The sequence below is a fragment of the uncultured Brachyspira sp. genome, from assembly GCF_934747485.1.
Taxonomy (GTDB): domain Bacteria; phylum Spirochaetota; class Brachyspiria; order Brachyspirales; family Brachyspiraceae; genus Brachyspira.
The window spans coordinates 1-25,896 of sequence record NZ_CAKVGN010000017.1 but is presented as its reverse complement, the minus strand read 5'-3'; the positions used below and the strand labels follow the sequence as shown (position 1 = coordinate 25,896).

The window sequence follows — 25,896 nt, the reverse complement described above, 5'->3', positions numbered from 1 at the left end:
TAATATTTTATAAAAAAATAAAACTATTATTTTTTTATAAATTTTATATTATTTTTTGTTTTTTCTTTTAGGTTTAACCCCCGGGCAAGGTCTTTTAAATTTTCCAGATATTAAATTTCCATTTTTGTCTGTATATTCATTCCAATAAGGGTAAGTGCGGCATTGTTTGGGCTTGGCATCATGAATAATGCATTTATCTTTTTCATCTAAAAAAGGACATCTATTTTCTTCATCTACTTTTATATGATATTCAAGAGAGTAGCTATGTTTTAAATATTTATTTATAAAGACAAGAGGATTAATATTTAAATATTCTGAAGCTTTTTTAATATCCTCTAAAGAAAAATACACATATCCATTTTCTTTGCAGCATAACCCGCATCCTATGCAAGAGAACTCTAATATGTCATTTTTCTTTTTGATTTTTTTCATTATTTTATAATGTTATTAGCGGTATTTCTTACTATATTAGATAAATTAGTTTTGCCAAGTTCAATATATCTATCAGCAACTTTTATATAAGCATCATATAGATTTTTTTTTTCAGCTTGATTCATATCTTCAATTTTTTTTTTGCCGTCATCAGGTATTTTTATATTTACATTAAATACTATCTTATCTGGGTCTGTAAATATATTATCATTAGCAGCAAATATCATAGGCCATTTTCTTGCATCTCCAAGTTCTTTTATGGCAATAGAAGTCAAAGTATCAGTCCACTGAGTTTTATATAAATTACCATCTAAATATGCAGCAGCATTGTTTTGAGTATTATTATTATTTTGTGTTGCAGGAGGAGTAGGCGGATCAGGTATCACAGGGGGATTAGGCAGCTGAGGCTCTTTAGGAGGATTAACATTTGTATTAATTGTGTTTGTTTTTACTGCTGTTGTGTTATTTGTATTTACTTGATTATTGTTTGTTGTTTTATTTATTTGATTATTAGTAGCTGTATTATTAGCAGCATTATTAGTTGCAATATTATTATTGGTTGCTATGTTGTTATTTGTTGCAATATTATTATTAGTTATAACTTTATTTGTGTTGTTATTTTGCTGATTACTTACAACATTATTTTTATTGCTGCTTATAGCATTTATATTTGATATATCAGATAAATTATCATAATCGTTTGTTATTTCATTGATGTTTTCATTGCTTAATATATTTTCATTAGTAACTATATTATAGAAACCATCATCATTATTATCATTTTTAGAAGTTAAGAATTGAAATCCTAAGAATGATAAACCTAATATTATAATTATAATACCTATAATTGGTATAAGTTTGTTTGGTTTATTTTCTTCTTTTTGGTTTTCTATTGAATGCTCTGGAACTTTATATGGTTCTACAGGTTTCTTTTCTATTTCAGGTATAACAGTAGAAGTTTTTAATTCTTCTTCAGTTTCTATTATTTTTATGTCTTTTTCTTCTAATTCTTTTAATTTTTTATTTGAATAGTTTTGATAATCTTCTACTGGAGTATCATCATCTATTTCTGCGGCATTTTCTATTGCTTTATCTATTTCTTCCTGATTAAACTTTGATTGCTGCTCATTAATGTTTTGCTGCATTATTGTAGGAAGTATAACTTTTTTATTTTTAAATATATCGCCTTTAGTGTATGTTACTTTTTCTTCTTCTTTAGTTTCTTCTTTTACTTGTACTTGTTCTGCAGTTTCAATTTTCTCAGCTTGTTCTATAGTTTTAGTCTCTTCTGTATTTTCTGTATGTGTTTCTATTCCTTCTATATCACTTTTTATTTTTTCTAATTCTTCTTTTATTTCTTCAGGCTCTTTGTCTTTGTTTTCATCTTCTTTGTATTTATCAAAAGAATCAAAATTGTATTTTTTAACAACTTCTTCTAATGTTTGAGGCTTATCATTATTTTCTTTAAGAACTATTTCATTTTCTTTTTTGTTTAGTACATTGTTTACTATATCGCTTGTTTTGTTAAAAATGTTTTCAGTAGTATTTTTAGATTCATTTGTATTTGATTCTTTTTCATCTATTTTATCATCTGCTACAACTAAGTGTTTTTTTGCCACTATAGGTCTTGAAACATTTTTAGATTTAGCTCTTATAGCTTCTTTTAATAAAGTTATTGATTCTCTTTCATTAGTTCTTTCTGTAGTTTTTATTAGCTCTATTTTTCTTATAGTAGATGAAGTTCTTATAGGGGTGAAAGAGCTTTCTTTTGATTTGTTTTCAGCTGATTCACTGCCTTCATCTTTAGAAGCCATTTTTTTAAATATATTATCTATTGTTTTTTGAGTATTATCTTTTTTTAGAGAAGTTAAAGGGGCTACTGTTTTTTTTACTTCAGTTTCAGTTTTTACAGGAGTATCTTTTTTAGCAGTGTCAGTTTTTTTAATGCTTGCAGTGGTTTTTTTAACTGTAGTAGTTGCAGAATCTTTAGCTGCTGTTTCTTTACTAGCAGTTTTTTTAGATGTAACGGTCTTTTTAACTGTAGTAGCTTTTTTAGGAGTTTCCTTTTTAGCAGTATCAGTTTTTTTAACACTTGATGCTGTTTTTTTAGCTGCGGCAGTTTCTTTTGCCGAGTCTTTTACTTCTTTATTAGCAGTTTTTTTTGCTGCAACAGTTTTTTTAGCTGCAGTGGTTTTTTTTACTTCTTCTTTATTTGTTGTTTTTTTTGTTGCCATATTTTTACTCTGTAATATTTTGTTTATTTTTTATTATTATGTTTCTTATAGTATTCATTTTATCATTGTCAAATATATTTTCTTTGATATTTCCTTTTTTCAATAAATCTATAAGATATTTATTTAGGTCTATATCGTTATCATTTAGCTTGTACTTTTTAACTATATAAACCGAATCAGCCATAAATTGTATTATTCTTAATTTATATCCATCGGAAGAGTATTTTTCTATTATTTTTTGCGGATTATCAATACCAAGACAGCTTAAATTATAACAAACTTTGAAGAATAATTTATCTATAGCTTGTTTAACTTGCTGTTCTTTTTTTACTTTTTTGTTTATTGTGTAAAGTACAGAAAAATCCCTTGGGCTAAAATGACACATATCAGCAAAAAACTTTTCTTGATAAGGCATAAGATAGTAATGGCTTTTAACTTTAGATTCAACTCTTGTAATAAAATTATTTTCTTCTAAAGTATCTAAAGATTTTACTATAGTAGCATTACCTCCAATTCCTGCCTCGTTTAACATTTGAGAATGAGTAGTTTTCGCTATACCGTTTTCGTAGTCATAATTAGCAACTAAAACTCTGTATACTTCTTTGGCTGAAAGAGGGAGTTTTTTCCATTTGTTGTTTTCTGTTATAGATTTTGGAATGAAAGAACATAAATTGGCTATTGATATAAAAGTATCATTGTCAAGGTTTTTGATACTTTCCAATTGTACCTTATTTATGATATCTAACATTGTTTCCAAAATACTTCTCCAATTATTATAGATTGTAATGATACATCAAAATCAAGATAAAATCAAGATTAACAAAGAATTTTATAATTAAAGTTTTTTTTATAATGATTTTGGTAAATTACGGAATAGTTTTGTTAAAACATTAGAGTGTAGTTATTTTTTTATATAATCTTTAAAGTTGTTATTTTTATTTTGTATTGTATCTAATTTGTTTTGCATTGTATCTAATAAAATAACATCTATGTGAATAAAAAAATATAAAAAAATATTTGAAATATAAAAAAAATTAGTTAAAAAAGTATGTTAAAGAGCAAAATTTCTCAAAAATTCATGGTTTATATTGAAATTTATGGGTTGTTTTATGTGTAAATTTAGAGTTTCATGAATTTGTCTTGAAAAATATGTTTAAAATGTAGTATAAACAGTTTAATCCTAAATAAATTCTCAAAAAAATAAATAAATTTGCTTTTTACCCTATTGCTATTTATCGCACTCATGCTATAATAATAAAACAAACGATGAGAAATAAAAAAAATCGCTTGAAACAAAAAGTTCTTTGAAATATGGATAGCAGAAGCTAAGTTTAATAAAACAAAACACAACTGGTGTAAATGAACTTTTAATTAAGTTCAAGAGACCTAAACGCGTTACAATAAGTAACAATTTCTTTGCAAAAGTAAATCATCACTTAGTAAAGTGATAAAATAAAGAATCGAAAACGATTCACTGAAAAGTGAGTATGGAGAGTTTGATTCTGGCTCAGAGCGAACGTTGGCGATGCGTCTTAAGCATGCAAGTCGAGCGGGCTTATTTGGGCAACTGGATAAGTTAGCGGCGAACTGGTGAGTAACACGTAGGTAATCTGCCGTGAAGTGGGGGATAACCCATGGAAACATGGACTAATACCGCATATACTCTTGCTACATAAGTAGAGTAGAGGAAAGTTTTTTCGCTTCACGATGAGCCTGCGGCCTATTAGCTAGTTGGTGAGGTAAAGGCTCACCAAGGCAACGATAGGTAGCCGACCTGAGAGGGTGACCGGCCACATTGGGACTGAGATACGGCCCAGACTCCTACGGGAGGCAGCAGCTGAGAATCTTCCACAATGGACGAAAGTCTGATGGAGCGACATCGCGTGAGGGATGAAGGCCTTCGGGTTGTAAACCTCGGAAATTATCGAAGAATGAGTGACAGTAGATAATGTAAGCCTCGGCTAACTACGTGCCAGCAGCCGCGGTAATACGTAGGAGGCAAACGTTGCTCGGATTTACTGGGCGTAAAGGGTGAGTAGGCGGAACTATAAGTCTAAGGTGAAATATCGAAGCTCAACTTCGGAAACGCCTCGGATACTGTGGTTCTTGGATATTGTAGGGGATGATGGAATTCTCGGTGTAGCGGTGGAATGTATAGATATCGAGAAGAACACCTATAGCGAAGGCAGTCATCTGGGCATTTATCGACGCTGAATCACGAAAGCTGGGGGAGCAAACAGGCTTAGATACCCTGGTAGTCCCAGCCGTAAACGTTGCACACTAGGTGCTCCTATTAAAATAGGCGTGCCGTAGCTAACGTCTTAAGTGTGCCGCCTGAGGAGTATGCCCGCAAGGGTGAAACTCAAAGAAATTGACGGGTCCCCGCACAAGTGGTGGAGCATGTGGTTTAATTCGATGATACGCGAAAAACCTTACCTGGGTTTGAATTGTTAGATGAATGATATAGAGATATGTCAGACCGCAAGGACATTTAACATAGGTGCTGCATGGCTGTCGTCAGCTCGTGTCGTGAGATGTTGGGTTAAGTCCCGCAACGAGCGCAACCCTTACCCTTTGTTGCTACCGAGTAATGTCGGGCACTCTTAGGGGACTGCCTACGTTTAAGTAGGAGGAAGGTGGGGATGATGTCAAGTCCTCATGGCCCTTATGTCCAGGGCTACACACGTGCTACAATGGCAAGTACAAAGAGAAGCAAGACCGCGAGGTGGAGCAAAACTCAAAAAAGTTGCCTCAGTTCGGATTGGAGTCTGAAACTCGACTCCATGAAGTTGGAATCACTAGTAATCGTAGATCAGAACGCTACGGTGAATACGTTCCCGGGGATTGTACACACCGCCCGTCACGCCATCGGAGTTGGTTTTACCTGAAGCCGTTAGCCTAACCGTAAGGAGGGCGGCGTCGAAGGTGGGACTGATGATGAGGGTGAAGTCGTAACAAGGCAGCCGTACCGGAAGGTGTGGCTGGATCACCTCCTTTATTCGGAGTTTGTCCTTTTAAACTCTTACTGCTATTCATATTTGAAAGAACTTTTATATATTTCCTATACCTCGTTAATTAACTAGCCTACGCGGCTGGTTTTTTTGTGTCTTAAATATTGCCATTTAATCTAAACTTGTTATACTTATAACAATGGAGTTTTTATGTATCAGGATTTTAATAAAATTGAATTAAAAAATTTAGGAAGTGGACTTAAAAGAAAAGTATTGGCTTATTCTGATAATCTCATGACTGTTTATATGGAATTTGATGAAGGCTCTATAGCTGAAATTCATTCTCATGATAAACATGAACAAATTACTTATATTATAGATGGTGAGTTTGAGTTTACAATTAACGGAGAAAAACATTTATGTAAGTCTGGAGATAGTATGTATTTTGCTAAGAATATTTTTCATGGATGTAAATGTATTAAGAAAGGCAAGCTTTTAGACACATTTACACCTAAAAGAGAAGATTTTTTGAATATTTAATTAATACATATTATATTAAAAATATTATAAGAAAATAGAAGAAAGCGTTCCAAAACTACTAAATATATAATGAAAAATTATATTAAGAATAAAAATCTAAATCAAATAACAAACTAAAGTGTTGGCGTATAATAATATTTTACTATTAAAATTAATTAAAATATTGGCTTTTCTATATCTTCCGAATTTCTTTTTATTTCTTTTACGAGCATATATTCTATTTTTATATTTTTTTCTTTTGCTGTTTTTTGGTTTGTATTAGAATTAGCTTTACCTATTACTTTGGCAGGAGCATCTGTAATTACTATCACTACTTTATTTTCATTTCTATAATCAAAAGTTTCTAAAGCTTCCTGTATTGCTTCATACATAGGTTCTGCTTTGTCTCCGCCGCCGCTTGCATAAAAATAATTAACATCTCTGTATATTTTATTTATATTATTATCAAAATCTATTTTTTTAGTTAAATATGTATCATTTACATCTCTGTAAAGCAAAAAACCAATTCTTGAATTATTATCATTTTTAAATATTTTTTTACTTATGGATTTAATTTCCTCTTTTATTGAAGTTAAATAGGGATGCATACTTTCTGTTGTATCTAACACAAGAACTAAATCAGCGGAATTGGGATATTTATTTAATATTTTATATAATTGATTTGTTAAATCTTTTTCATCATTAGCATAATGATTTTCAAATTTGCTGGCATTATTTAATGAATCTATTGCTTCTCCGTCAAAAAAATTTTTTTCTATGTTATTATTTATTTTCTTTTTACTTACTATCATTTCATTTGTGTTTAATTCTATAATTTCTTGATTAGGAGGCTCTATAATAGGCACAACATTAATTTTTTCTTCTGTAGGTGTAATAGTGTTTGCTGCATTATTTGTTATTTTGTTTTCTATTATATAATCTATAGGATAAGTAAAAGTTTCTCCTTTTGTGTTAAATACATTAAAAGACAAATATCTATCTTCTGGTAATTTTCTAAAATAAGCCTTTATATAAAGTTGCTTACCTATTTTACTGTTATATGTATCTTCTAATATTATTCCATTATTATCTGCTTGTACAGCATAATTAAATGAAGTTTTAATTAATTTATATGTAGTATTAGTTAAACCTTCTCTCACATAAAAAGCATACTTTCCATTTTCTCCGCCGGAATAGTAAAGATAAAATGCGTATAAATCACCTTCTTTTTCTACATTTCTTAATGTTATTATTGGGTTAGTTCTTCTATTATTGTCAACTTTAAATAAAAATTTTGAATCTGTTACAATATTGCCGTTATTATCTAATGCTTCTAATATAAGCTCTGTATTATCAGCTAAAGAAATTCTTGCATTTCCATTATTAGTATCTAAATATACAGATTCTCCTATAGATGCCTGCAAAGCTGTTCCCAATTTACTGTGTATTGATACTTTGTTAATATTTATTAATGAATTAGCATCTGATGATTGATTTAGATAAAGGTATGAATATTTATTATTTTGCAATTTAAATAATAGTCTTATACTGTCTATATTATTTTTTTTTCTTATATTTATTTGGTATCCTGTTACTAATTTTTCTATAATAATATCATCTTGGGTTATTTCTGTATATTGACCATATAAATTTTCTAAAGTAGTAAAAAATACTACCGATAAAATAATAAATAAAAATCTTTTCATTGTTTAAAACCTCTATAATCTATTATCGGCTCTATTATCTATAAATATCTATTGTTATGTTAATTGAAGTTAAAAAATTGTTAGTTTATAAGAAATTAGTATATGTTTATTTTAAAATAAAAAATACCCGCAATATTATGCAGGTATTTTTATTTAATTATAAATATTTTATTATTTTACTTGAAGCACTTTATCCATTTCTAAGAAAAACTCTGTTCTTAATTTGTCTAAATCAGATAAAGTTTTAGCTCTATCATCTATAGCTTTATTTATAGCATTTTGGTTAGGGTTTTGTTTGCTCATTTCTAAATTTATAGCTTGGTTTTTGTTGTATACTTCTCTTCTCAAATCATCTATTTGAGGGAAATATTTACTTTCTATAGTTTGTATTTGGTTAATTTGGTCTTGAGTAAGGTTGTAATAACCATAACCTCTGCCATATCCATAGTTGCATCCCATACCGTATCCTCTTCCATAGCCTCTGCCGCAGCCCATGCCATAACCTCTTCCGTAACCTCTGCCATAACCCATTCCATAACCTCTGCCATATTGTCCAAACAAAGATACTGATCCAAATACCATAATTGCTATAGAAACCAAAATTATAAATGCTTTTTTCATTTTTAATTCTCCTTTAGTTGTGTGTTTTTATTTATTTTATTTTTTAATTATTTTACATATGAATTATTGTAATAATAGCATCCATTGTAGCCATTATATCTGTTATATTTATAACCGTCATTGTATCTGCCATAACCTACGCCGTAATTGCAGCCCATGCCATAACCTCTTCCGTATCCTCTTCCATAACCCATTCCATAGCCTCTTCCATATCCAAATAAAGATACAGAACCAAATACCATAATTGCTATAGAAACCAAAATTATAAATGCTTTTTTCATTTTTAATCTCCCTTTACTTTTATATTTATTTTATTATTTTTTGTTTTCTTATGCTTTATTAGACGTACAAAAAAAATAAAAGTTCCCGAAAAAATAAAAAAACTTATTTTTTTTAAATACTATATCATGGTATATAAAAAAGAGTGCTTTTTTATAAAAGACACTCTTAAAATAGAATATTAATTATTTATTGAAAATATTAATAGATTTCAATAACTTCATTGTATGTAGGTATAGAATCTATAGCTCCTTTTCTTGTAACTGTTATATTAGAAACTTTAGTTGCAAATTCAATAGCCTCTTCTATATTTTTACCATCAGCAATTGTTCTGACAACGCCGCCTAAAAAACTATCTCCCGCAGCAGTAGTATCAACAACATCAACTTTATATGCATCAAAATGCTTCCTCTTTTCTTTTGTTATCAAATCGCACCCATCAGCACCTAAAGTAAGTATTATGTTTTTTACACCGCATTCAAGCACATAATCTATACCGCCTATAATATCAATTTCTGTTTCATTTGGAATTAATATATCTACGCAGCTTAAAAATTCTTTATCGAGTTTTACAGCAGGAGAAGGATTTAATACTACAGTTTTTCCAAGTTTTTTTGCAACAGATGCAGCATATTTTGCTATTTCTAATGGTATCTCCAATTGCATAACTATTATATCAAATGATGAAATCAATTTTTCTTTGATATCATCTTTTGTAATTAAAGCATTAGCTCCCTGTGCTACGATAATATGATTAGCTCCATCATTAGTAACAGTAATTACTGCTATGCCTGTAGAAATATTATTTTTTACTAATAAATTATCTATATTAACATTGTTGGAATATAAAGCATTTGATAAGTCTTTGCCAAAATTGTCATCGCCTATGGCACCGAGCATAGCTACATTTCCGCCTAATTTACCTATCGCACATGCCTGATTAGCACCTTTGCCTCCATTGCTTGTGGAAAAATTATTACCGAGTATAGTTTCGCCCTCTTTAGGAAAACGCGGAGTTGTTGTAACCAAATCTTTATTAATGCTTCCTATAACCAAAATTTTTTTACTCATTTTTTATTCCTTATTGTTTAGATGTATTATTATTAGCAATTACCCCCATTACACTAGCAATGAAGAAAAAGAAACCAGATATACATATTGAAATTGTAATACTAAAATTAAAAAATAATATACCTATTATAACTCCAACTATTGGCTGTGTTGCCATAATTAATGCTGAAATTATAGGAGATAAATTTTTCTGAGCAACAAATTGACAAGCATTTCCTAATACATAAGAGCCTAAACCATAAAATAATATAGGATATAAAGGCAAATTGCTTATAGAATGAATGCTTCCAGTAATTAATGATGCTATGAGATAACCTATAGAACTAACTAAACTTTGTATAAAACCAAATGACTCAAAACCAAAAGATCTTGCACATCTTCCTATCCATATAATAGATAAAGCATAACAGACAGTGGTTGCCAAAGATAAAAATTCTCCAAGACCAAAAGAAAATATTTTCATCTCTTTGTTATAGTTTAATATAAAATTTCCTATAAAAGCAAATATTAAGCTTGGATATATAAGTTTTGGTATCTTTGCTTTATACATAAAAAAATCTAATATAGGTACAATAATTACAGTAAGTCCAACTAAAAACCCTATTTTTTCAGGGGTTGTCATAGAAACTGCAACATTTAATGACATATTACCCACTAATAATATTATAACAGGTTTAAGTCCATCTTTCCACATACCCGCATCAAACATAGGCTTTTTTTTCAATATACAAAGCAAAGCAAACACACAAAAGGCTATAAAATAACTTATAGATGCTAAGAAAAACAACGACCACCCAGCATTTTTTGAATAATTAGCTACCCAAGCAATAGATGCAAAGATAGTCGTTGCTATAAACATTATTATATAATACATTATATTAATCCTGAAATTATTCCAGCAATAGCTGCAGTCATCCAAGAAGCAGCTGCTCCTATAAACATAGTTTTAAATGCTAAATTAATATAATTTTCTCTATTGTTTCCAGAAAAAGGCAATACCTTACCTAAATTCATAGCTACTGTACCAGGATTAGCATATCCGCATAAAGCGAAGCTTGCTATTATAATAGATTTTTCTGTTAAAGCATTGCTTTTTATAAACTCACCAAGCTGTGTGAAAGCAACAAATTCATTAATAGAAAGTTTAGTTCCCATTAAATAACCCATTTTTATAATATCTTCAACTGGAGTACCCATAGCAAAAGCTAAAGGTGAGAATATATATCCCAATAATGTTTTTAAACTTCCAGGTACAAATCCATTATATTCACCATATATATTTTTAACTCCATTTAATAATTGACCATCAACATAAGCATCTAAACGTCCAAGTATGCTGTCGAATACTCCTATCAAAGATATAAATACAACCAAGCTTCCTGCCATTATTAGTACAGTTTGAATTGCATTATTTATACTATCCATAATAGCATTCATAGGTTTACCATAATTAGCATCTTTTACTACTTCTATATCCTGACCTCTAGTAACTGGATTATCTACTTCAGGGTAACATATCTTTGACACAACTATAACAGCAGGTACACTCATAGCACTAGCAGCCAATAAATGCACTGGTGAAATACCTAAAGATACAAATGCAGCAAATAAGCTAGCAGATATAGTTGCCATTATAGCTGATATAGATAGAGATATTTCAGATCTTGTTAAAGTGCTTAAATAGTTTTTTATAAGAAGTAAATTATCTCCTCCCATTGGAATACTAGAAATAGCAACAAGAGTTTCAGCACCGCTCAATGGCTTAATTCCCATTCCTCTCATATTCCAATCTATAAATCTAGCTATGCTTATAATAACTTGATTCATTAATCCAAGACTTTCTAATAATCCAACAAAAGCTATAAAGAATATTGTAGCTACTCCAACATCTATAATAAATACCCAACCTGCTGCTCCAGTGTATAACTGACCAAATATAAACTCACCGCCCAAAGAAGCAAATTTTAAAAATGAGGTTATAGCATCTCCTATTGCTCCAAAGAAGTCAGCACCAGTTTTTCCATTAGCTAATAAATTACCAAATATTATACCGCATAATAAAAAGCCAGCAATATTTGACCAATGTTTATATAGTTTTATATCTTTACCAAAAGAGAGTAAAGCAACTCTCACTACTCCAACAATTATGAATAGATACCAAACTATTGAAAGCAATAGTGAAGATACCTCTCCTCCAAGTAAATATGTTAGACCTATAACAATAGCTGTTAGAATTAATGATACTATTGCACTATATATTATATTCATTTTTTTTGCTCTAAAAATAAATACATCTAAATTATACCAAGCTATAGCCCATATCCATATAAAAAATGGCACTAAACTTATTAAGCCCTTACCTAATATTATAGCTGCAATAATAAATTGCATAACTATACCCCAAATAACCAATTTCCAATCAATAGCTTTTTTGTTTTTAGAAAATAAAAATCCTATAAAACAAAATAAAGCAACACCTAAAAAACCTGTAAATTGCATAATATTATCCTTATCTTAAAAATGTTTTTAATAATGTATCTATATAAATGTTTTTATCTATCGTTAATAATCTTTTTACTTTTTTTATATTTTTTTCTGGAAATAAATAATTTGTTATCCTCATACCCTCATAATCATAAGCAGTAAAACCTCTCATCTTTCCGCTTAATTGAACATCTACATATACTTCATTAGTTGTAAAATAATCAGGATATTTTACATACATAAAAGGAAGCACATCGTATATTCTTGCCGCATGAGGTAAGGCACTTTTAGATATTCTGAAATTTAATAACTGATTTACCCAATCATCTATACTTCTGCCTTTTAAATAAGAATCAATATCTTCTTTTGTAAAATAAGCGTAATGATCTGTGATGTCTAAATCGCTTAAAACAATATTCATATTCTGATTAAAAACAAAATGAGCAGCTTCAACATCAGCATAAATATTAAATTCACCATAAGCCGTCATATTTCCGAAACTTCCTCCGCCCATAATATATAAGCATTCTATTCTTTCTTTGTATTTAGGAAAATGCATTAAAAATGTACTTATATTTGTAAGCGGTCCTAATGTGATAATATTTAATTTATCATCGCTATTTTCAAAAAAGTTAATAAGTCCATTAAATATATGGTCTTTTGCCTTATAATCTTTATCTATCACTATAGGTCCTAAATTTACACCATGTATATGTGAAGCGTCTATATGTCCCCCTATAGTTGCATACGAAGCTCCATAATATACAGGTATATCCTTTTTACTATATTCTAATAAAGCACATACGTTTCTCACTGTAGATTCTACAGCCAAATTACCAGCTACAGTGCTAAATCCAACAATATTAAAATCATTATTTAAAGCCCATAATATAGCAACGGCATCATCTACTCCAGCATCTGTATCTACCCAATAGAGTTTATTATTATTTACCATAATTTATATCCTATGTTTATTTTATATTAATAAAGTATAGTCAAGTTTTATATGAAGTCAATTTTTTACAGAAAATTTTCTGAAATTTTTCTGTAAAATAACTCTTTATTAAAATTATATTGACAAATTAAACTTCATGCATTATAGTAATAAAAAATCTTAATTAGTATGATTTGTATATTATGAACGATAAAAAAATTACACTAAGCTATATAGCTAAAAAAGCAAATGTTTCTGTTGCTACTGTTTCTAGGGTATTGAATGGAAACAGCAGTGTAGATGAAAAGATAAAAAATAAAATAAATAAAATTATTAATTCTGATGGTTATAATATAAAAAAAACTATTAAAAATAAGCAAATTATATCAGTAATTATTCCAGATATTACAAATCCTTTTTTTGCAAACATAATTGAAGGGATAGAGAATACAGCAAATCTTTATGGATATCATATAATATTATCTCAGTATAAAGAGAATAAGGATATATTAAATTTTAGAGATATTACAAAAATTGCTGTATCAGGATATATAATAGTGGCATCTACAGGAAAGAGTGAATATTTTAATGAAATATTAACAAAAGTGAATGTTCCTATTATATTTTTAGATAGAAAAGTTGATATTGAAAATATAAATTATGTTGGCTCCGATAATGAAATAGGGGCTTATAATGCAACTAAATATTTAATAGACTTGGGGCATAAAAATATTATATATATGGCAGGTCCTCAAGATATTAGCACAGAAAATGAAAGATTTAGCGGTTTTATAAAGGCATTGAATGATAATAATATAGATTTTAATTACAGCAAATATAAAAAAGTAGCAAATTTTAATTTTGAAGAAAGCTATATTCAAATGAAAGATATAATAAAATCAAAACTCGATTATACTGCTATATTTTCTGCATGCGATGTTATGTGTTTTGGTATAAAGAAAGCAACAGAAGAGTATGGAATATCAATACCTAATGATATATCTTTAATTGGTTATGATAATATACCATTTTCTTCTATGATAGGTCTTACCACTGTATCTTCTCAAGCTTATGAAATGGGAAAAAATGCAGTTCTTTCAATACTTAATATTATAAGTGAGAGAATAACAGATAATGTAAATATTGTACTTCAGCCCAATATAGTTATTAGAAATTCCTGTAAAAAAATATAAAACGCTGCCAACAAAATAATAATCTAATATTTATATTTTGACAATTTCTGTAATTTATGTATAATCTAAAAAATAATATAAGAGTAAATAAAAAATGGCTAAAAAAGACAAAAAAGATAAAAAAAATAATGCTGTTTCATCTGGGGAGATAGCAAGAAACAAAAAAGCACTTTTTAATTATGAAGTGATAGAAAAGTTTGAGGCGGGCATAGTTTTACTTGGTACTGAAGTGAAGTCTCTTAGGGATAGGGGAGTTAATATGGCGGATTCTTATGCTTCTTTTAAAAAGGGAGAGCTTTTTATAGTGAATATGCATATTTCTCCGTATCATTTTGGCAACAGAAACAATCATGACCCTTTACGTGAAAGAAAACTTTTAATGAAAAAAAGGGAAATTAAAAGGCTTTATGGAAAAATAAAAGAGCAGGGGCTTACTCTCATTCCTATTAGTTTATATTTTAGCAGGGGAAAGGTAAAAGTGGAGCTTGCTTTAGCTAAAGGTAAAAAGCTTCATGATAAGAGAGAGACTCTAAAGAAAAAAGCATTAGACAGAGAGATGGAAAGATATATTAAAAGATAGATATGCAAAATTATTATAGTTTTTCTGATTATGTAAAAAAAAAGTTTGGTTTTAAGGTTGGTAAAATTTCTATAGACACAGATTTCGGCTGTGCTCATAAGGCCAATAATGGAGGATGCAGGTTTTGCAATTTAAATAGTTATAAGCCTCCATATGTAGAAGAAGATGATATTAAAAATCAATGGATAAACGGCGTAAACAATTATAAAAACAGATACAAAAAATATTATGCTTATTTTCAGCTTGGCACTCCGCTTTCAAAATTAGCTTCATCAGAATCTCTTAAATATGCAAATAAATTAATTGAGTTTGAGGATTGTGTTGGTTTAATGTTTGGGGCAAGAAGCGATATGCTTGAAGAGGCAGTTCTCTTAGAGTTAAATAATTTGTCAAAAAAATATAATAAAGAGATATGGCTTGAAATGGGGCTTCAATCTTCAAATGATGATACTTCTATTTTTATAAACAGAGGGCATAATTTTAACTCGTTTGCTGATATGACAGAAAACATAAAAAATAATTACAGCAATCTAATAATATCAACTCATATAATATTTGGTTTGCCTAAAAGAATTGAAGAAAAAAAAATAATTTTGGAAACAAGAGAAGAGATGCTTCAAACGGTTAGAGATATTTCTAATTTAAAAATTGACAGTGTGAAGTTTCATCAGCTTGATATTGTGGTTGGAAGTGCTTTTGAGGCAATGTACAAAAATTATGATTTTCCTACGCTTGATGAAGATTTTTATATAGAGCTTATGGCGGATGCTATATCTATTTTAAGAGAGAATATAATAGTGTCAAGAATTATGGGGGACAGTTTAGGAGATAGTTTAATAGCACCGAAATGGAAAAAGTCTAAAGGCGAAATAATAAACTCTATAAACAAATTGATGACAGAGAGAGAGTTGCGTCAAGGCTGCATGTTTTTGTAGATTTTTATCAACTTTTTCCGCATTTTGTTATATGATTTTTTATTCAACTTTTTCCCGTAGCAAAAAGTTGCAAAAAGTACGAATTTATATGTTGCCAATATATATAATAAAAAACAATATATATTTTTTAGATTAAAATTGCAGTCCTTTTGCTTCTTTGGGTCACCAAAAGAAGTAGGGGTTTGGGGACTAGTCCCCAAAATATAAAAACAAAAATTGATAAACTTAAAATTTTTAGATATATAATAAGTTTTTTTATTCAACTTTTTCCCGCGTACGAGCTGTACCACCTTGCCGCACTACTCGCCTAGCTGTGCACTCCCTGCGGTCGGGGGCTTACCGCACGGTAATGCTATGCTTTAATTATAACTTCTTAGTCGTGCGGGGGAGTGCATTTTAATGTACAATTAAATTATAAAATTTATAATAAAAATGCAGTTCTTCGCGAAGCGTATCCGGAGGATATAAGGTTCTTTTATACCAATACCGAAGGCACTTCATTCGGTCGCCCTGAAGGACTCCCTACGGTCGCTGTGCGGACTTCGTCAAAGTTTTCGCCCTTCGGGCACGCTTCATGAAAATGCAAATGTTATAGCTTTGTATGTTTGGAATATGTATAAACTATAAGATAGTACCTTTATTTTAAGCTAAATAATGCAGTCCTTTTGCTTCTTTGGGTCACCAAAAGAAGTAGGGGTGTGGGGGCAACGCCACCACAAACGAGAAATTTTTAGTATATAATTAAACAATTATGTTTTATTATTATAAGTATTTGTTTTTGTTCAACTTTTTTGTCGCTCTCGCACCACAGGCACTTCCTTCGGTCGCTGTGCGGACTTCGTCAAAAAGTTGCAAAAAATGCACATATTATAGCTAATATCTTAGGAATATGTATTAAATGTGGGGTAAAACCTAAATTTTAGCTAAAAATACTTAATAAAAATTTACACAAATACACTCTAATACACAACTTAATTTAAAACTTTTTTATAACCTTATTCGTCTAAAATTATACAACAATATGTATACATACTATATAAGAAGGAGTGCAAATGAGGAGTTTTATAGAGTTAGTAGTAAAAAGACCCGTAGCTGTTTTTATGTGTATAGTAGCAGTATTAATATTAGGTTTTGTAAGTTTAACAAAATTAGCAGTAGATTTTTTGCCTAATATGGAGCTTCCTTATATTACAATAAGAACAGAATATGAGAATGCTGGTCCTGAAGAAGTAGAAAAATCTGTAACTAAAGTAGTTGAAAATGCTGTTGCTACAGTAAGCGGCATTAATTCAATAACTTCTACTTCTGAAGAAGGTCAGTCAAGCGTATTTATAGAGTTTAATTGGGGTACAGATTTAGCCGTTGCAACTGCCGATGTAAGAGAGGCAATAGATAGAATAAAAAACTCTCTTCCAGATGATGCTGAAAGCCCTACAGTATTTAAATTTTCTACAGATATGATGCCTGTTATGGAAATAGCATTTTTTGGTACAGATAATTTAGGGGCATTATATACTTTAATAGACAATCAAGTATTAAACAAAATAGAGCAGGCATCGGGAGTGACAAGAGCAGAAATTAGAGGCGGACTTAAAACAGAAATGAAAGTTGATTTAGTGTTAAACCGTCTTCATGCTTATGGTATAGACATTAATAGCATAGTCTCTCTTTTATCATCAGAAAATCAAAACCTATCAGGAGGCGATACATACGAAGGAGTTTATAAATATACTATAAGAACAATGGGTGAGTTTACAACTGTAGAAGATATTGAAAACACTGTTATAACATTAAAAACCAATGACACGCCTATAAAATTAAAAGATATAGGAAGAGTTTATCAAGGATATAGTGATGATTCTGAGATAGTAAAAATAAATGGAATGCCTGCTATATCGGTATCTGTTAATAAAGAATCTGGAGGAAACTCTGTTAATGTATCAAAATCCGTAAAAAAACAATTAGAGAATTTGAATCTTCCAGAAGGCATAAAATATGAAATATTATTCAACAGTGCTGACAATGTAAATGAATCTATAAACGGAGTATTAGAAACAGCTTGGCAGGGAGGTTTGTTTGCTGTTATAATACTTATGTTTTATTTGTGGAATATAAAAACTGTTTCTATAATAGCAATATCAATACCCACATCAATAATCATTACATTTACATTAATGTATTTTATGGGAATTACTTTAAATATTATTTCATTGTCTGGACTTGTACTCGGAATTGGTATGATGGTAGATAACTCTATTGTAGTGCTTGAAAATATATTTTATTATCGAAACAGCGGATACGGAAAATATTCTTCTGCTATAAACGGAACTTCCGCAGTGGCATTAGCAATATCAGCTTCAACACTTACAACAATAGCAGTATTTTTGCCTTTTCTTTTTGTTGAAGGACAGACTGGGCAGCTTTTCAAAGATTTATGTATTACTGTAACAGTTTCAATGATAGGCTCTTTATTTGTTGCTCTTACAGTTGTTCCTATGCTTGTGGCTAGACTTGTAACGAATAAAAAAACTAAATTTTTAATACCTATAGAAAATTTTGTCAATAAACAATTTCACGATAGGGTTAATAATATATACTCTTTTATGGTTAACTTTTCTATAAAAAATAAAAAGAAAGTTTTGATTTCTTCTTTAAGCGTGATACTTGCTGTAATAGTGTTGGGATTAACATTTATTGGAAGGAAGGTTTCCCAACTTCAGATGAAGGACAATTTAAGATAGATGTAAAAATGCCAGTAGGTACAAAGTCAGCACAAACTCAGTCTTTTGTAAATATAATGGAAGCAGATATACAAGAAGTAATAGGGGAAGATTTTGACAGAATGCAGTCGAGAGTAAAATCTGGTTCAGAAGAAAACTCTGCTGAAATAAGAGTGCAGTTAAGAGATAAAAACGAAGGCAGAGAAAAGTCAGTTGATGAATATATAGAGCTTACAAGAAATGTATTAGCATCTTATCCTGCTCAAATAAATATAGCATCAATAAATACTTCAGGTATAGGCAGCGGAGGAGAAACGGAGGTACAGGCGGGCAGGAAATAGAAATAGAGCTTGTAGGCGATGATTTAGATAAAGCCACAGAAATAGCAAATAATATAATAAATGCAATATCTGATATAGAAGGAATAAGAGAGCCAAGACTTACAAGAGATGATTCAAACCCAGAATTAAAAGTATATGTTAATAGAGAGATAGCGGCAAAAATGGGCGTTAATGTAAACACAATAGCAAATATCATTAAAACAAGTTTCGCAGGAACAACAGCAACAACTATGACACCAGACAATTCTGATGTTACAGATATAGATGTTAATGTTCAATTGGGTGAACCTGATAGGCTTAATATAGATGATATATCAAGGCTTATGATACCTACAACAGCTGGAATAGTGCCTATATCATCAATAGCAACAGTAGAGAAAAGTTATTGTCCTACAGAGATAGAGAGAAAAGACAGCACAAGAATAACAAGTATAAAAGCTTCAGCTTATAACAGAGCCTTAAGCGACATAATGTTTGATGTTCAAGAGAAAATAAAAAATGAAGTATTTATACCTTCAGGATTTAGCATTAATTATGCAGGAGATTTTGAGGATATGAATGAAGCATTTTTACAGTTAGTTCAGGCTTTGATATTAGCATTAGTTTTAGTTTATGCCATAATGGCAAGTCAGTTTGAATCGCTTATTGCTACTTTTGTTATAGCATTGGCAATTCCATTTGGTTTTGCTGGTTCTTTGATAGCATTATTTATAAGCGGGCAAACTTTGAGCGTGTATAGTGGTATAGGTTTTATAGTGCTTATTGGTATTGTAGTAAATAATGGTATTGTGCTTATAGACTATATGAATCAGCTTATGCATGAAAAACATATTAATGGAGATGAGGCTGCTTTAGAGTCTGGACCTAGGCGTTTAAGACCAGTACTTATGACAACACTTACAACAATATTAGGTCTTTTACCTATGGCATTATCTGGAGGAAGCGGAAATGAAATGTATCAGCCTTTATCTATTGCTGTATTAGGAGGGCTTTTAGTTTCAACTATGTTTACTTTAATAATAGTTCCTACAGTTTATGCTGCTGTAAGAAATAAAATACCTTTAAAAGATTATGAGAAAAAAGATTTAGAAAGCCGAAGCGACTTTTCTAATTATGATACTATAACTGTAACGGGTAAATAATAATTTTTTTACGAATTATAATTTTATAAATGCTTATTTTATTTTTTAAGGCTTTATTTATATTGTTTATAAATAGAGCCTTTTTTAATATTAAAGTAGTTTTTTATATTTAGCGTTACTATATTTTTTAATCTTTAGTTTTTAGTAAAATAGAGTTTTTACTGCATTCTAAAAAGTTATTGCTCTTCTTGATAGCTTATTCTCATTTTAGATAATTCTTCTTCTGAAACAGTTTTTATTTGAGTGAAAAAATAAACATATTTTGAAATAAATAATATCACTAAAACTATGCGGGCATATATATTATTTACAAAGATGAATGTAATTATAAGCATGCAGCTTACAGGTATGAGTATAGTTAATTTTCCTTTTAGAGTCATAGCTCTTGATTTTACGAAGCTCTCTAAATATTTTTTATATAGTTTTGTAGATAAAAACCAATCATGAAATCTTTTAGAACCTTTTGCAAAGAAAAATGAAGCTAAAAGCAGAAATGGGGTAGTAGGTAAAATTGGTACAGCTATGCCAACAGCACCTACTCCAAGAAATATGAACCCTAAAGCTATAAATAATATTCTCATAAAATAATTATCCTCTTTGTTAAAATATAACAAATAAACAAAAATATCCCACTCTTAAAATAAAGAATAGGATATTAATAAAAAATAATATATTTTAGTGTATAATATTATTCAGCTATTACACTTATAGTTTTTTTACCAAACTTATTAGTGTGGAATTTAACAACACCATTAGCAGTTGCAAAAATAGTATGATCTCTTCCTATATCAACATTTTTGCCAACATGGAATTGTGTACCTCTTTGTCTAACTATAATGTTACCAGATACAACCTTTTCTCCGCCATAAACTTTCACACCTAAACGTTTAGATTGACTATCGCGTCCATTTTTTGAACTTCCGCCGCCTTTCTTATGTGCCATTTTTTAACTCCTCTTTATATTTTACATAGTCGGGATACTCTTTAATTAGAGATTTTATACCTAGTAAATATCCTCTACTAACTGTAATATATTCATAAGCTTTTTCTTTATCAAGTTTATCAAACTCAACCAATTCAAAGCTTAAATATCCATCATTAATTTCATGTTTAATACTCTTACTTCCAATTATTTCAGTGAGAGCATTTAGCATAGCCTGAGACAAAGCACTCAAAGCTATACAAACTTCATAACCTTCACCAGACTTTTTTATTCCAGCATGCCCTTCTATAGTAACTTTTATTATAACACCATCACTATTATAAACAACACTGAATAAAGAAGACATTATAATACTTAAGCTAAAGTAATATCTTCTATAGTGATTTTATGATATTTATGTCTATGACCTGTTTTTCTTTTGTAATCTTTTCTTCTTTTATGCTTACCTATAACTACTTTATCACCTTTTAAGCTTTCAACTATTTTAGAGCTTATTTTTACTCCGTTTACATAAGGCGTACCAACAACTACGCTTTCATCATCTTTTTTTAGAAGGAGTGTTTTTATTTCTGGTGATTCTTTAGCATCATCGCCCAAATATTCTATTAAGATATCTTGACCTTTTTCTATTTTGTATTGTTTTCCCTTTACTTCTACTATTGCATACATGATGGTTTTACTCCATTTATATTAATTTTAAAATTATACTATTACATGAGTAATATATTATACTATATTTTTACAATTCTGTCAACACTATTTATATAACTTTATGGTAACTCTTTTAGTTTCGTCATTAAGCCATTTTACGAAAGAGTCTCTCATACGAATTTCGCTCAGATAATTTTTTACTCTTGTGCGAATGCTGTCCATATCTTTTTGTATTTCTACTATTTTTACTATATAAAAGCCCTTGCCAACCAACTCACGCACAGAACTAACAGTACCCACTTTATAGCCTCTCTTTGCTAAAGTAAGTCCGGCATTTACCTGTGCAGGCAAAGAACGTTTTCCTGCATCATATAAAAGATTATAGCCTAAATCTCCGCCATAATTTTTTGTTTTTTCATCATCGCTGTATTTTTTAGCTAATTCAGCAAAATCATTGCCTCTTGCAGCCCTACCACGCACTCTATCAGCTAACTCTTGTTTTTCGCCTTTTTCTGTAAAGGTGGTCGCTTTGAAGAATATCCAAGAAAGTTTTACTAAAGTATCAACTTCAAAAGCTGTTTTATCTTTACTATTATTATAATACTCATCTGCCTCTGCATCGGTAATTTCTGTATTATTAACAACAAGTCCGCTTAAATTTTCCATAGCTATTTGCTTTCTAATAGAGTTGCGGTATTCTTCGTATGATATTCCTTCAGATTTTAATTGCTTAGCAAATTGGTCTAATGTAAGATTATACTGATTAGCAATGTTCTCAAGACGTCTGCTTACATCATTTTCTTCTATAACATAATTATATTCTTTAAGCTTCAAATACATTATTCGCTCTTCAACTAAATCCTTGTAAACCATATCATCATTGATTTTTTTACCAACAGACCTCGCCTGCAAAGACAAAAACGACTTTCTGCTGACAAAATCTTCATAAGTAATAGGAATAGAACCAACAACTCCAACTATGCTATTAACTACATCATTAAATAAAGTATTGCTGTAAAAAATGAATACAGATAAAACAAGCAAAATCTCTTTTTTCAACTATTTTCTCCCTAATACAATTATTAACCAGCTTTTAAATAAATCATAAAATATTATTATGTTAGAATTATAATATATTATTAAAAAAAATAAATAAGAGGACTATTAATTTTTTAACAGTCCTCTTAAAAAAATTTATTTATAAAAAATTAATTACCGAAGTGGAGACCTACGCTAAGACCTATACCTAAGTCAAGATAACTAGTTACAAAATAACCCATAAACAACTGATCAACTTTATAAGTCATAGGAAGCATGTAGTCTACATATAAATTAAGTCCAACTACAAAAGCCAACTGTCTAAATATAAAGAATCTCTGTTCTACAAAAGTTTTGAAATAAATACTTATAGGAGGAGGAGTCATAGTAAGTACTATATTTGGAGCATATATTAAAGCTTTAGCAGCAACTCCAACACCTAAAACTGTATCTCTAGGAATTAAGCTATTAACATTACCGATTACAAATTTAGTTGTAAAACCTAAACCCATACTTAAACCACTTTCTTTATTAACTATTTTTTTGTCTCCAGGATAAGTAATACCTATGGTACTTTGTTCTATCATAACATCGCCTAAAAGACTTATACCTTTTAAGCCGTTTTGCATAGGAAGCATATAACCTATTTGGGCAGAAAGTTCTGGTCTTACTTCTGTTGAACCATTAATTTTTACAGTTTGAGAGTCCAAAATTGGAAATCCTGTTACAGCACTAAGCTGACCTATAACATCAACTTCAAATGCTGGGAAAAGTGTACTAAAACTCACTAAAAAGATTACTAAAATTAGTTTTTTCATCATTAGTCTCCTAAAAATACTAGTTACCTATACCTTTTAAAGTATAATAATATTTAACCCATTAGTCAAGTATTAATTTTGTATAGGTTAATATAATAATACTACATTTCTTTATCGGATTTTTTTTATAAAAATAAATTAGATACATAATAAAACTAAAAAAAATACATTTTTTTTCATTTTACTTGAAAAACTGCAACTATTTATTATAATTAAATAGAGTTTTTTTGGAGAACAGTATGAAATTTATATCTTTTTTAGAATGGAACAACACTGAAGCAATAGGAATTTTAACTAAAAATGAACAAAGTGTTATACCTATAGCAGATATTATACCTGAGTTTAAAAACTATAATATGGTTAATTTTATTGAAAATTGTAATAAAGATGTACTAAACAAATTAGAAAAAGAAATAGATACTTTTAAACAAACGTATTCTATAGAAAAAATTCAGCTTCTCTCTCCTATAACAAAACCTATACATGATATAATATGCGTAGGAGTAAATTATCAAGACCATATTAACGAAGTAAAAAATAATATTAATGATGTACAAAACACAAAACCTGTATATTTCTCTAAAAGAGCTGTTTATATAATAGGGCATAATCATAATATAAATGCAAGATTAGATTTAGACGAAGCTTTAGATTATGAAGCAGAATTAGCAATTATAATAGGAAAAAAAGCAAAAGATATAAAAATAGAAGAAGTAGATGAATATATATTTGGATATAGTATTTTTAATGATATATCTTCAAGAAAAATACAAAAAGAGCATTCTCAGTGGTATAAAGGAAAAAGCTTAGATAATTACAGTTCAATGGGTCCATGCATCGTATATAAAGATGATATAAAAGATGTAAATAATTTAAACATTAAATCAACTCTAAACGATGAAATAAGACAAAACTCAAATACAAAACATATGATACATAATATACATGAATTAGTAAGCGATGTATCTAAAGGAATGACGCTCGAAGCAGGCGATATCATAGCCACAGGCACACCTTCTGGGGTTGGCATGGGATTTAATCCTCCTAAATATATGAAAAATGGAGATAAAATAACTTGCTGTATAGAGAATATTGGTGAATTAACAAACTATGTTAAATAATTAATCATAAATTTAATTTAACATCGTCTTCGCCCTCATAGCAGTATCTGCATACGCATTTGTATATATCATCTCCGATTACAATTCTATCAACATCTTTAATAATTCTCTTTGAATATATTCCTTTCCTTCCGCAATCGCATTTGCCAAACACCTTTATATGCACATCTATTAAATCTTCTTCAATTAAATTACTCACGCTTTCCCAATAATTCCTCTTAAAATCCATGTCCAAAGAAGCTATGTAAAAATCTATATTAATATTGTTTTTTGAGAAATCTTTTATTAACTTAATAAAATCAGAAGTTTTATTTAAAAAACAAAACTCATCAATACCTACAACATTATAATTAGATAAATAATTTTCTATATTCGTAAATTTATCTTCTAACTCTTCTTCTGTGATAATATCTATTCTTTCATCAAGCACCACATTTTTATCTCTGCAAAAATATCCCCTATAAGAAATATTAGGGTATATAAATAGTATTTTTATATCTTTTTTTTCCATAAGCAGATAATCTAAAGTTTTTATCAAATATTTAGATTTTCCTGCAAACATAGGACCTGTTATTAAATAATTCATAGAAATATAAAACCTAAGCAAGTAAAAAATTAAAATAGATTTTATCAAAAAAAACACTTTTTGCAAGTAAAACTATAAATATATAAAACATATAATTGTAAAATATTTTTAAATTGCACAGGAGCCAAACATATTGCAGTTAGGAATTCCTTAATTTCTTAAAGTATAACATAGGAGTATCATAATTTAAAGCAGAATGTATTCGTTTATAATTGAAAAAATGATTATATTTTTGTATGTTTTTATTTGCTTTCTGTAAAGTTAATTCTTTAGTACAAAAATCATAAAATTCTTTTTGTGGTCTAGCCTATGTGTACTTTCTACTACGCCATTATACCAAGATGATGCAATTGGACTATAAACTTTCTTAATATAGTTCTTCTTGCAAAATATATCTAATGGGTGTTCTGTGTCAAATGAATGTTTACGGTAAGTAAATTCTGTACCATTATTACCACAGGCACTTCCTTCGGTCGCACTTTGAATACAATGTATTCTAAAAGGAAAATAATTTATAAGTCGTTTCATAAAATCAATGGTACTGTATGGACTTTTTTCATCGTATAAATATCTAAAGCTCATTCTCGTTGCTAAATC

22 protein-coding genes, 1 rRNA gene and 2 pseudogenes are annotated in these 25,896 nt (G+C 29.4%); 7 read left to right on the top strand and 18 right to left on the bottom strand.

What is annotated here, in order from left to right:
- Positions 1-48 precede the first annotated feature (48 nt).
- Genes Q0H31_RS04765 through Q0H31_RS04755 form a run of 3 tightly spaced genes read right to left on the bottom strand, consistent with a single transcriptional unit; the run spans position 49 to position 3,423 of the window.
- The gene (locus Q0H31_RS04765) at positions 49-432 is read right to left on the bottom strand and encodes a YkgJ family cysteine cluster protein (protein WP_295296097.1); all 384 of its coding nucleotides are present in this window, start codon (positions 430-432) and stop codon (positions 49-51) included.
- A complete protein-coding gene (locus Q0H31_RS04760; protein WP_295296096.1) occupies positions 432-2,666 on the bottom strand; it encodes a hypothetical protein in 2,235 nt (744 codons plus the stop codon). Before Q0H31_RS04760 ends, Q0H31_RS04765 begins: the two co-directional genes overlap by 1 nt.
- Positions 2,667-2,670: 4 nt before the next feature.
- Positions 2,671-3,423 carry a hypothetical protein gene (locus Q0H31_RS04755; RefSeq protein ID WP_367117124.1) on the bottom strand — a complete coding sequence of 251 codons (753 nt, stop codon included), beginning with the start codon at positions 3,421-3,423 and terminating at the stop codon, positions 2,671-2,673.
- A gap of 727 nt (positions 3,424-4,150) precedes the next feature.
- Between Q0H31_RS04755 and Q0H31_RS04750 the strand changes: the two genes are divergently transcribed.
- A 16S ribosomal RNA gene (locus tag Q0H31_RS04750) occupies positions 4,151-5,663 on the top strand.
- Between the two features lie 164 nt (positions 5,664-5,827).
- Positions 5,828-6,157, top strand: a complete 330-nt coding sequence (locus Q0H31_RS04745) for a cupin domain-containing protein (protein ID WP_295296095.1) — start codon at positions 5,828-5,830, stop codon at positions 6,155-6,157.
- Between the two features lie 155 nt (positions 6,158-6,312).
- Here Q0H31_RS04745 and Q0H31_RS04740 read toward each other — a convergent pair whose 3' ends face one another.
- The 7 genes from Q0H31_RS04740 to Q0H31_RS04710 form a co-directional block, all read right to left on the bottom strand.
- Positions 6,313-7,842 carry a vWA domain-containing protein gene (locus tag Q0H31_RS04740; protein WP_295296094.1) on the bottom strand — a complete coding sequence of 510 codons (1,530 nt, stop codon included), beginning with the start codon at positions 7,840-7,842 and terminating at the stop codon, positions 6,313-6,315.
- Between the two features lie 171 nt (positions 7,843-8,013).
- Complete coding sequence (locus Q0H31_RS04735; RefSeq protein ID WP_295296093.1) at positions 8,014-8,463, bottom strand: periplasmic heavy metal sensor; 450 nt, start codon at positions 8,461-8,463, stop codon at positions 8,014-8,016.
- 47 nt (positions 8,464-8,510) lie between these two features.
- Positions 8,511-8,744 carry a hypothetical protein gene (locus Q0H31_RS04730; RefSeq protein ID WP_295296092.1) on the bottom strand — a complete coding sequence of 78 codons (234 nt, stop codon included), beginning with the start codon at positions 8,742-8,744 and terminating at the stop codon, positions 8,511-8,513.
- Between the two features lie 199 nt (positions 8,745-8,943).
- Positions 8,944-9,813 (bottom strand): ribokinase, encoded by an 870-nt coding sequence (gene rbsK / locus Q0H31_RS04725; RefSeq protein ID WP_295296091.1) that lies wholly within the window; start codon positions 9,811-9,813, stop codon positions 8,944-8,946.
- Positions 9,814-9,823: 10 nt separating this feature from the next.
- The gene (locus Q0H31_RS04720; protein WP_295296090.1) at positions 9,824-10,687 is read right to left on the bottom strand and encodes a DMT family transporter; all 864 of its coding nucleotides are present in this window, start codon (positions 10,685-10,687) and stop codon (positions 9,824-9,826) included.
- Positions 10,687-12,312 (bottom strand): nucleoside transporter C-terminal domain-containing protein, encoded by a 1,626-nt coding sequence (locus Q0H31_RS04715; RefSeq protein WP_295296089.1) that lies wholly within the window; start codon positions 12,310-12,312, stop codon positions 10,687-10,689. Before Q0H31_RS04715 ends, Q0H31_RS04720 begins: the two co-directional genes overlap by 1 nt.
- A gap of 10 nt (positions 12,313-12,322) precedes the next feature.
- Positions 12,323-13,252 carry a nucleoside hydrolase gene (locus Q0H31_RS04710; protein ID WP_295296088.1) on the bottom strand — a complete coding sequence of 310 codons (930 nt, stop codon included), beginning with the start codon at positions 13,250-13,252 and terminating at the stop codon, positions 12,323-12,325.
- A 182-nt stretch (positions 13,253-13,434) separates the two neighbouring features.
- Here Q0H31_RS04710 and Q0H31_RS04705 point away from each other — a divergent pair, with 182 nt between their 5' ends.
- From Q0H31_RS04705 to Q0H31_RS04690, 4 genes and pseudogenes are all read left to right on the top strand, one after another.
- The gene (locus Q0H31_RS04705) at positions 13,435-14,424 is read left to right on the top strand and encodes a LacI family DNA-binding transcriptional regulator (RefSeq protein ID WP_295296087.1); all 990 of its coding nucleotides are present in this window, start codon (positions 13,435-13,437) and stop codon (positions 14,422-14,424) included.
- Positions 14,425-14,518: 94 nt separating this feature from the next.
- A complete protein-coding gene (gene smpB, locus Q0H31_RS04700; RefSeq protein ID WP_295296086.1) occupies positions 14,519-15,004 on the top strand; it encodes an SsrA-binding protein SmpB in 486 nt (161 codons plus the stop codon).
- A gap of 2 nt (positions 15,005-15,006) precedes the next feature.
- Entirely contained in the window at positions 15,007-15,939 is a 933-nt protein-coding gene (locus tag Q0H31_RS04695) for a TIGR01212 family radical SAM protein (protein ID WP_295296085.1), read from the top strand.
- Positions 15,940-16,991: 1,052 nt separating this feature from the next.
- Positions 16,992-20,142: pseudogene (locus Q0H31_RS04690) on the top strand (efflux RND transporter permease subunit).
- A gap of 176 nt (positions 20,143-20,318) precedes the next feature.
- Here the strand turns inward: Q0H31_RS04690 and Q0H31_RS04685 are convergent.
- The 6 genes from Q0H31_RS04685 to Q0H31_RS04660 form a co-directional block, all read right to left on the bottom strand.
- Positions 20,319-20,723, bottom strand: a complete 405-nt coding sequence (locus Q0H31_RS04685) for a YbaN family protein (RefSeq protein ID WP_295296084.1) — start codon at positions 20,721-20,723, stop codon at positions 20,319-20,321.
- Between the two features lie 107 nt (positions 20,724-20,830).
- Positions 20,831-21,085: a 50S ribosomal protein L27 gene (gene rpmA, locus Q0H31_RS04680; protein WP_013244528.1), complete on the bottom strand. Its 255-nt coding sequence runs from the start codon at positions 21,083-21,085 to the stop codon at positions 20,831-20,833.
- Positions 21,075-21,431: a ribosomal-processing cysteine protease Prp gene (locus Q0H31_RS04675; RefSeq protein ID WP_295296083.1), complete on the bottom strand. Its 357-nt coding sequence runs from the start codon at positions 21,429-21,431 to the stop codon at positions 21,075-21,077. Before Q0H31_RS04675 ends, rpmA begins: the two co-directional genes overlap by 11 nt.
- 8 nt (positions 21,432-21,439) lie before the next feature.
- Entirely contained in the window at positions 21,440-21,754 is a 315-nt protein-coding gene (gene rplU, locus Q0H31_RS04670) for a 50S ribosomal protein L21 (RefSeq protein WP_013244526.1), read from the bottom strand.
- An 87-nt stretch (positions 21,755-21,841) separates the two neighbouring features.
- A complete protein-coding gene (locus Q0H31_RS04665) occupies positions 21,842-22,795 on the bottom strand; it encodes a peptidylprolyl isomerase (protein WP_295296082.1) in 954 nt (317 codons plus the stop codon).
- A gap of 149 nt (positions 22,796-22,944) precedes the next feature.
- On the bottom strand, positions 22,945-23,595 hold the full coding sequence (locus tag Q0H31_RS04660) for a hypothetical protein (RefSeq protein ID WP_295296081.1): 651 nt from the start codon (positions 23,593-23,595) through the stop codon (positions 22,945-22,947).
- 236 nt (positions 23,596-23,831) lie between these two features.
- Between Q0H31_RS04660 and Q0H31_RS04655 the strand changes: the two genes are divergently transcribed.
- Positions 23,832-24,713 carry a fumarylacetoacetate hydrolase family protein gene (locus Q0H31_RS04655; protein ID WP_295296080.1) on the top strand — a complete coding sequence of 294 codons (882 nt, stop codon included), beginning with the start codon at positions 23,832-23,834 and terminating at the stop codon, positions 24,711-24,713.
- A 4-nt stretch (positions 24,714-24,717) separates the two neighbouring features.
- Here the strand turns inward: Q0H31_RS04655 and Q0H31_RS04650 are convergent, their stop codons facing one another.
- Both Q0H31_RS04650 and Q0H31_RS04645 read right to left on the bottom strand, forming a co-directional pair.
- On the bottom strand, positions 24,718-25,299 hold the full coding sequence (locus Q0H31_RS04650; protein ID WP_295296079.1) for a thymidine kinase: 582 nt from the start codon (positions 25,297-25,299) through the stop codon (positions 24,718-24,720).
- 139 nt (positions 25,300-25,438) lie between these two features.
- A pseudogene (locus tag Q0H31_RS04645) lies at positions 25,439-25,896 on the bottom strand (integrase core domain-containing protein); the annotation flags it as partial.

Bases quoted from the DNA above. Each gene is read 5' to 3' on its own strand.
- Q0H31_RS04715 (WP_295296089.1), bottom strand. From the start codon at position 12,312: ATGCAATTTACAGGTTTTTTAGGTGTTGCTTTATTTTGTTTTATAGGA.
- Q0H31_RS04705 (WP_295296087.1), top strand. From the start codon at position 13,435: ATGAACGATAAAAAAATTACACTAAGCTATATAGCTAAAAAAGCAAAT.
- Q0H31_RS04660 (WP_295296081.1), bottom strand. From the start codon at position 23,595: ATGATGAAAAAACTAATTTTAGTAATCTTTTTAGTGAGTTTTAGTACA.
- rbsK (WP_295296091.1), bottom strand. From the start codon at position 9,813: ATGAGTAAAAAAATTTTGGTTATAGGAAGCATTAATAAAGATTTGGTT.
- rplU (WP_013244526.1), bottom strand. From the start codon at position 21,754: ATGTATGCAATAGTAGAAGTAAAGGGAAAACAATACAAAATAGAAAAA.
- Q0H31_RS04760 (WP_295296096.1), bottom strand. From the start codon at position 2,666: ATGGCAACAAAAAAAACAACAAATAAAGAAGAAGTAAAAAAAACCACT.
- Q0H31_RS04685 (WP_295296084.1), bottom strand. From the start codon at position 20,723: ATGAGAATATTATTTATAGCTTTAGGGTTCATATTTCTTGGAGTAGGT.
- smpB (WP_295296086.1), top strand. From the start codon at position 14,519: ATGGCTAAAAAAGACAAAAAAGATAAAAAAAATAATGCTGTTTCATCT.
- Q0H31_RS04735 (WP_295296093.1), bottom strand. From the start codon at position 8,463: ATGAAAAAAGCATTTATAATTTTGGTTTCTATAGCAATTATGGTATTT.
- Q0H31_RS04675 (WP_295296083.1), bottom strand. From the start codon at position 21,431: ATGTCTTCTTTATTCAGTGTTGTTTATAATAGTGATGGTGTTATAATA.
- Q0H31_RS04765 (WP_295296097.1), bottom strand. From the start codon at position 432: ATGAAAAAAATCAAAAAGAAAAATGACATATTAGAGTTCTCTTGCATA.
- Q0H31_RS04730 (WP_295296092.1), bottom strand. From the start codon at position 8,744: ATGAAAAAAGCATTTATAATTTTGGTTTCTATAGCAATTATGGTATTT.
- Q0H31_RS04655 (WP_295296080.1), top strand. From the start codon at position 23,832: ATGAAATTTATATCTTTTTTAGAATGGAACAACACTGAAGCAATAGGA.
- Q0H31_RS04650 (WP_295296079.1), bottom strand. From the start codon at position 25,299: ATGAATTATTTAATAACAGGTCCTATGTTTGCAGGAAAATCTAAATAT.
- Q0H31_RS04695 (WP_295296085.1), top strand. From the start codon at position 15,007: ATGCAAAATTATTATAGTTTTTCTGATTATGTAAAAAAAAAGTTTGGT.
- Q0H31_RS04740 (WP_295296094.1), bottom strand. From the start codon at position 7,842: ATGAAAAGATTTTTATTTATTATTTTATCGGTAGTATTTTTTACTACT.
- Q0H31_RS04745 (WP_295296095.1), top strand. From the start codon at position 5,828: ATGTATCAGGATTTTAATAAAATTGAATTAAAAAATTTAGGAAGTGGA.
- rpmA (WP_013244528.1), bottom strand. From the start codon at position 21,085: ATGGCACATAAGAAAGGCGGCGGAAGTTCAAAAAATGGACGCGATAGT.
- Q0H31_RS04720 (WP_295296090.1), bottom strand. From the start codon at position 10,687: ATGTATTATATAATAATGTTTATAGCAACGACTATCTTTGCATCTATT.
- Q0H31_RS04710 (WP_295296088.1), bottom strand. From the start codon at position 13,252: ATGGTAAATAATAATAAACTCTATTGGGTAGATACAGATGCTGGAGTA.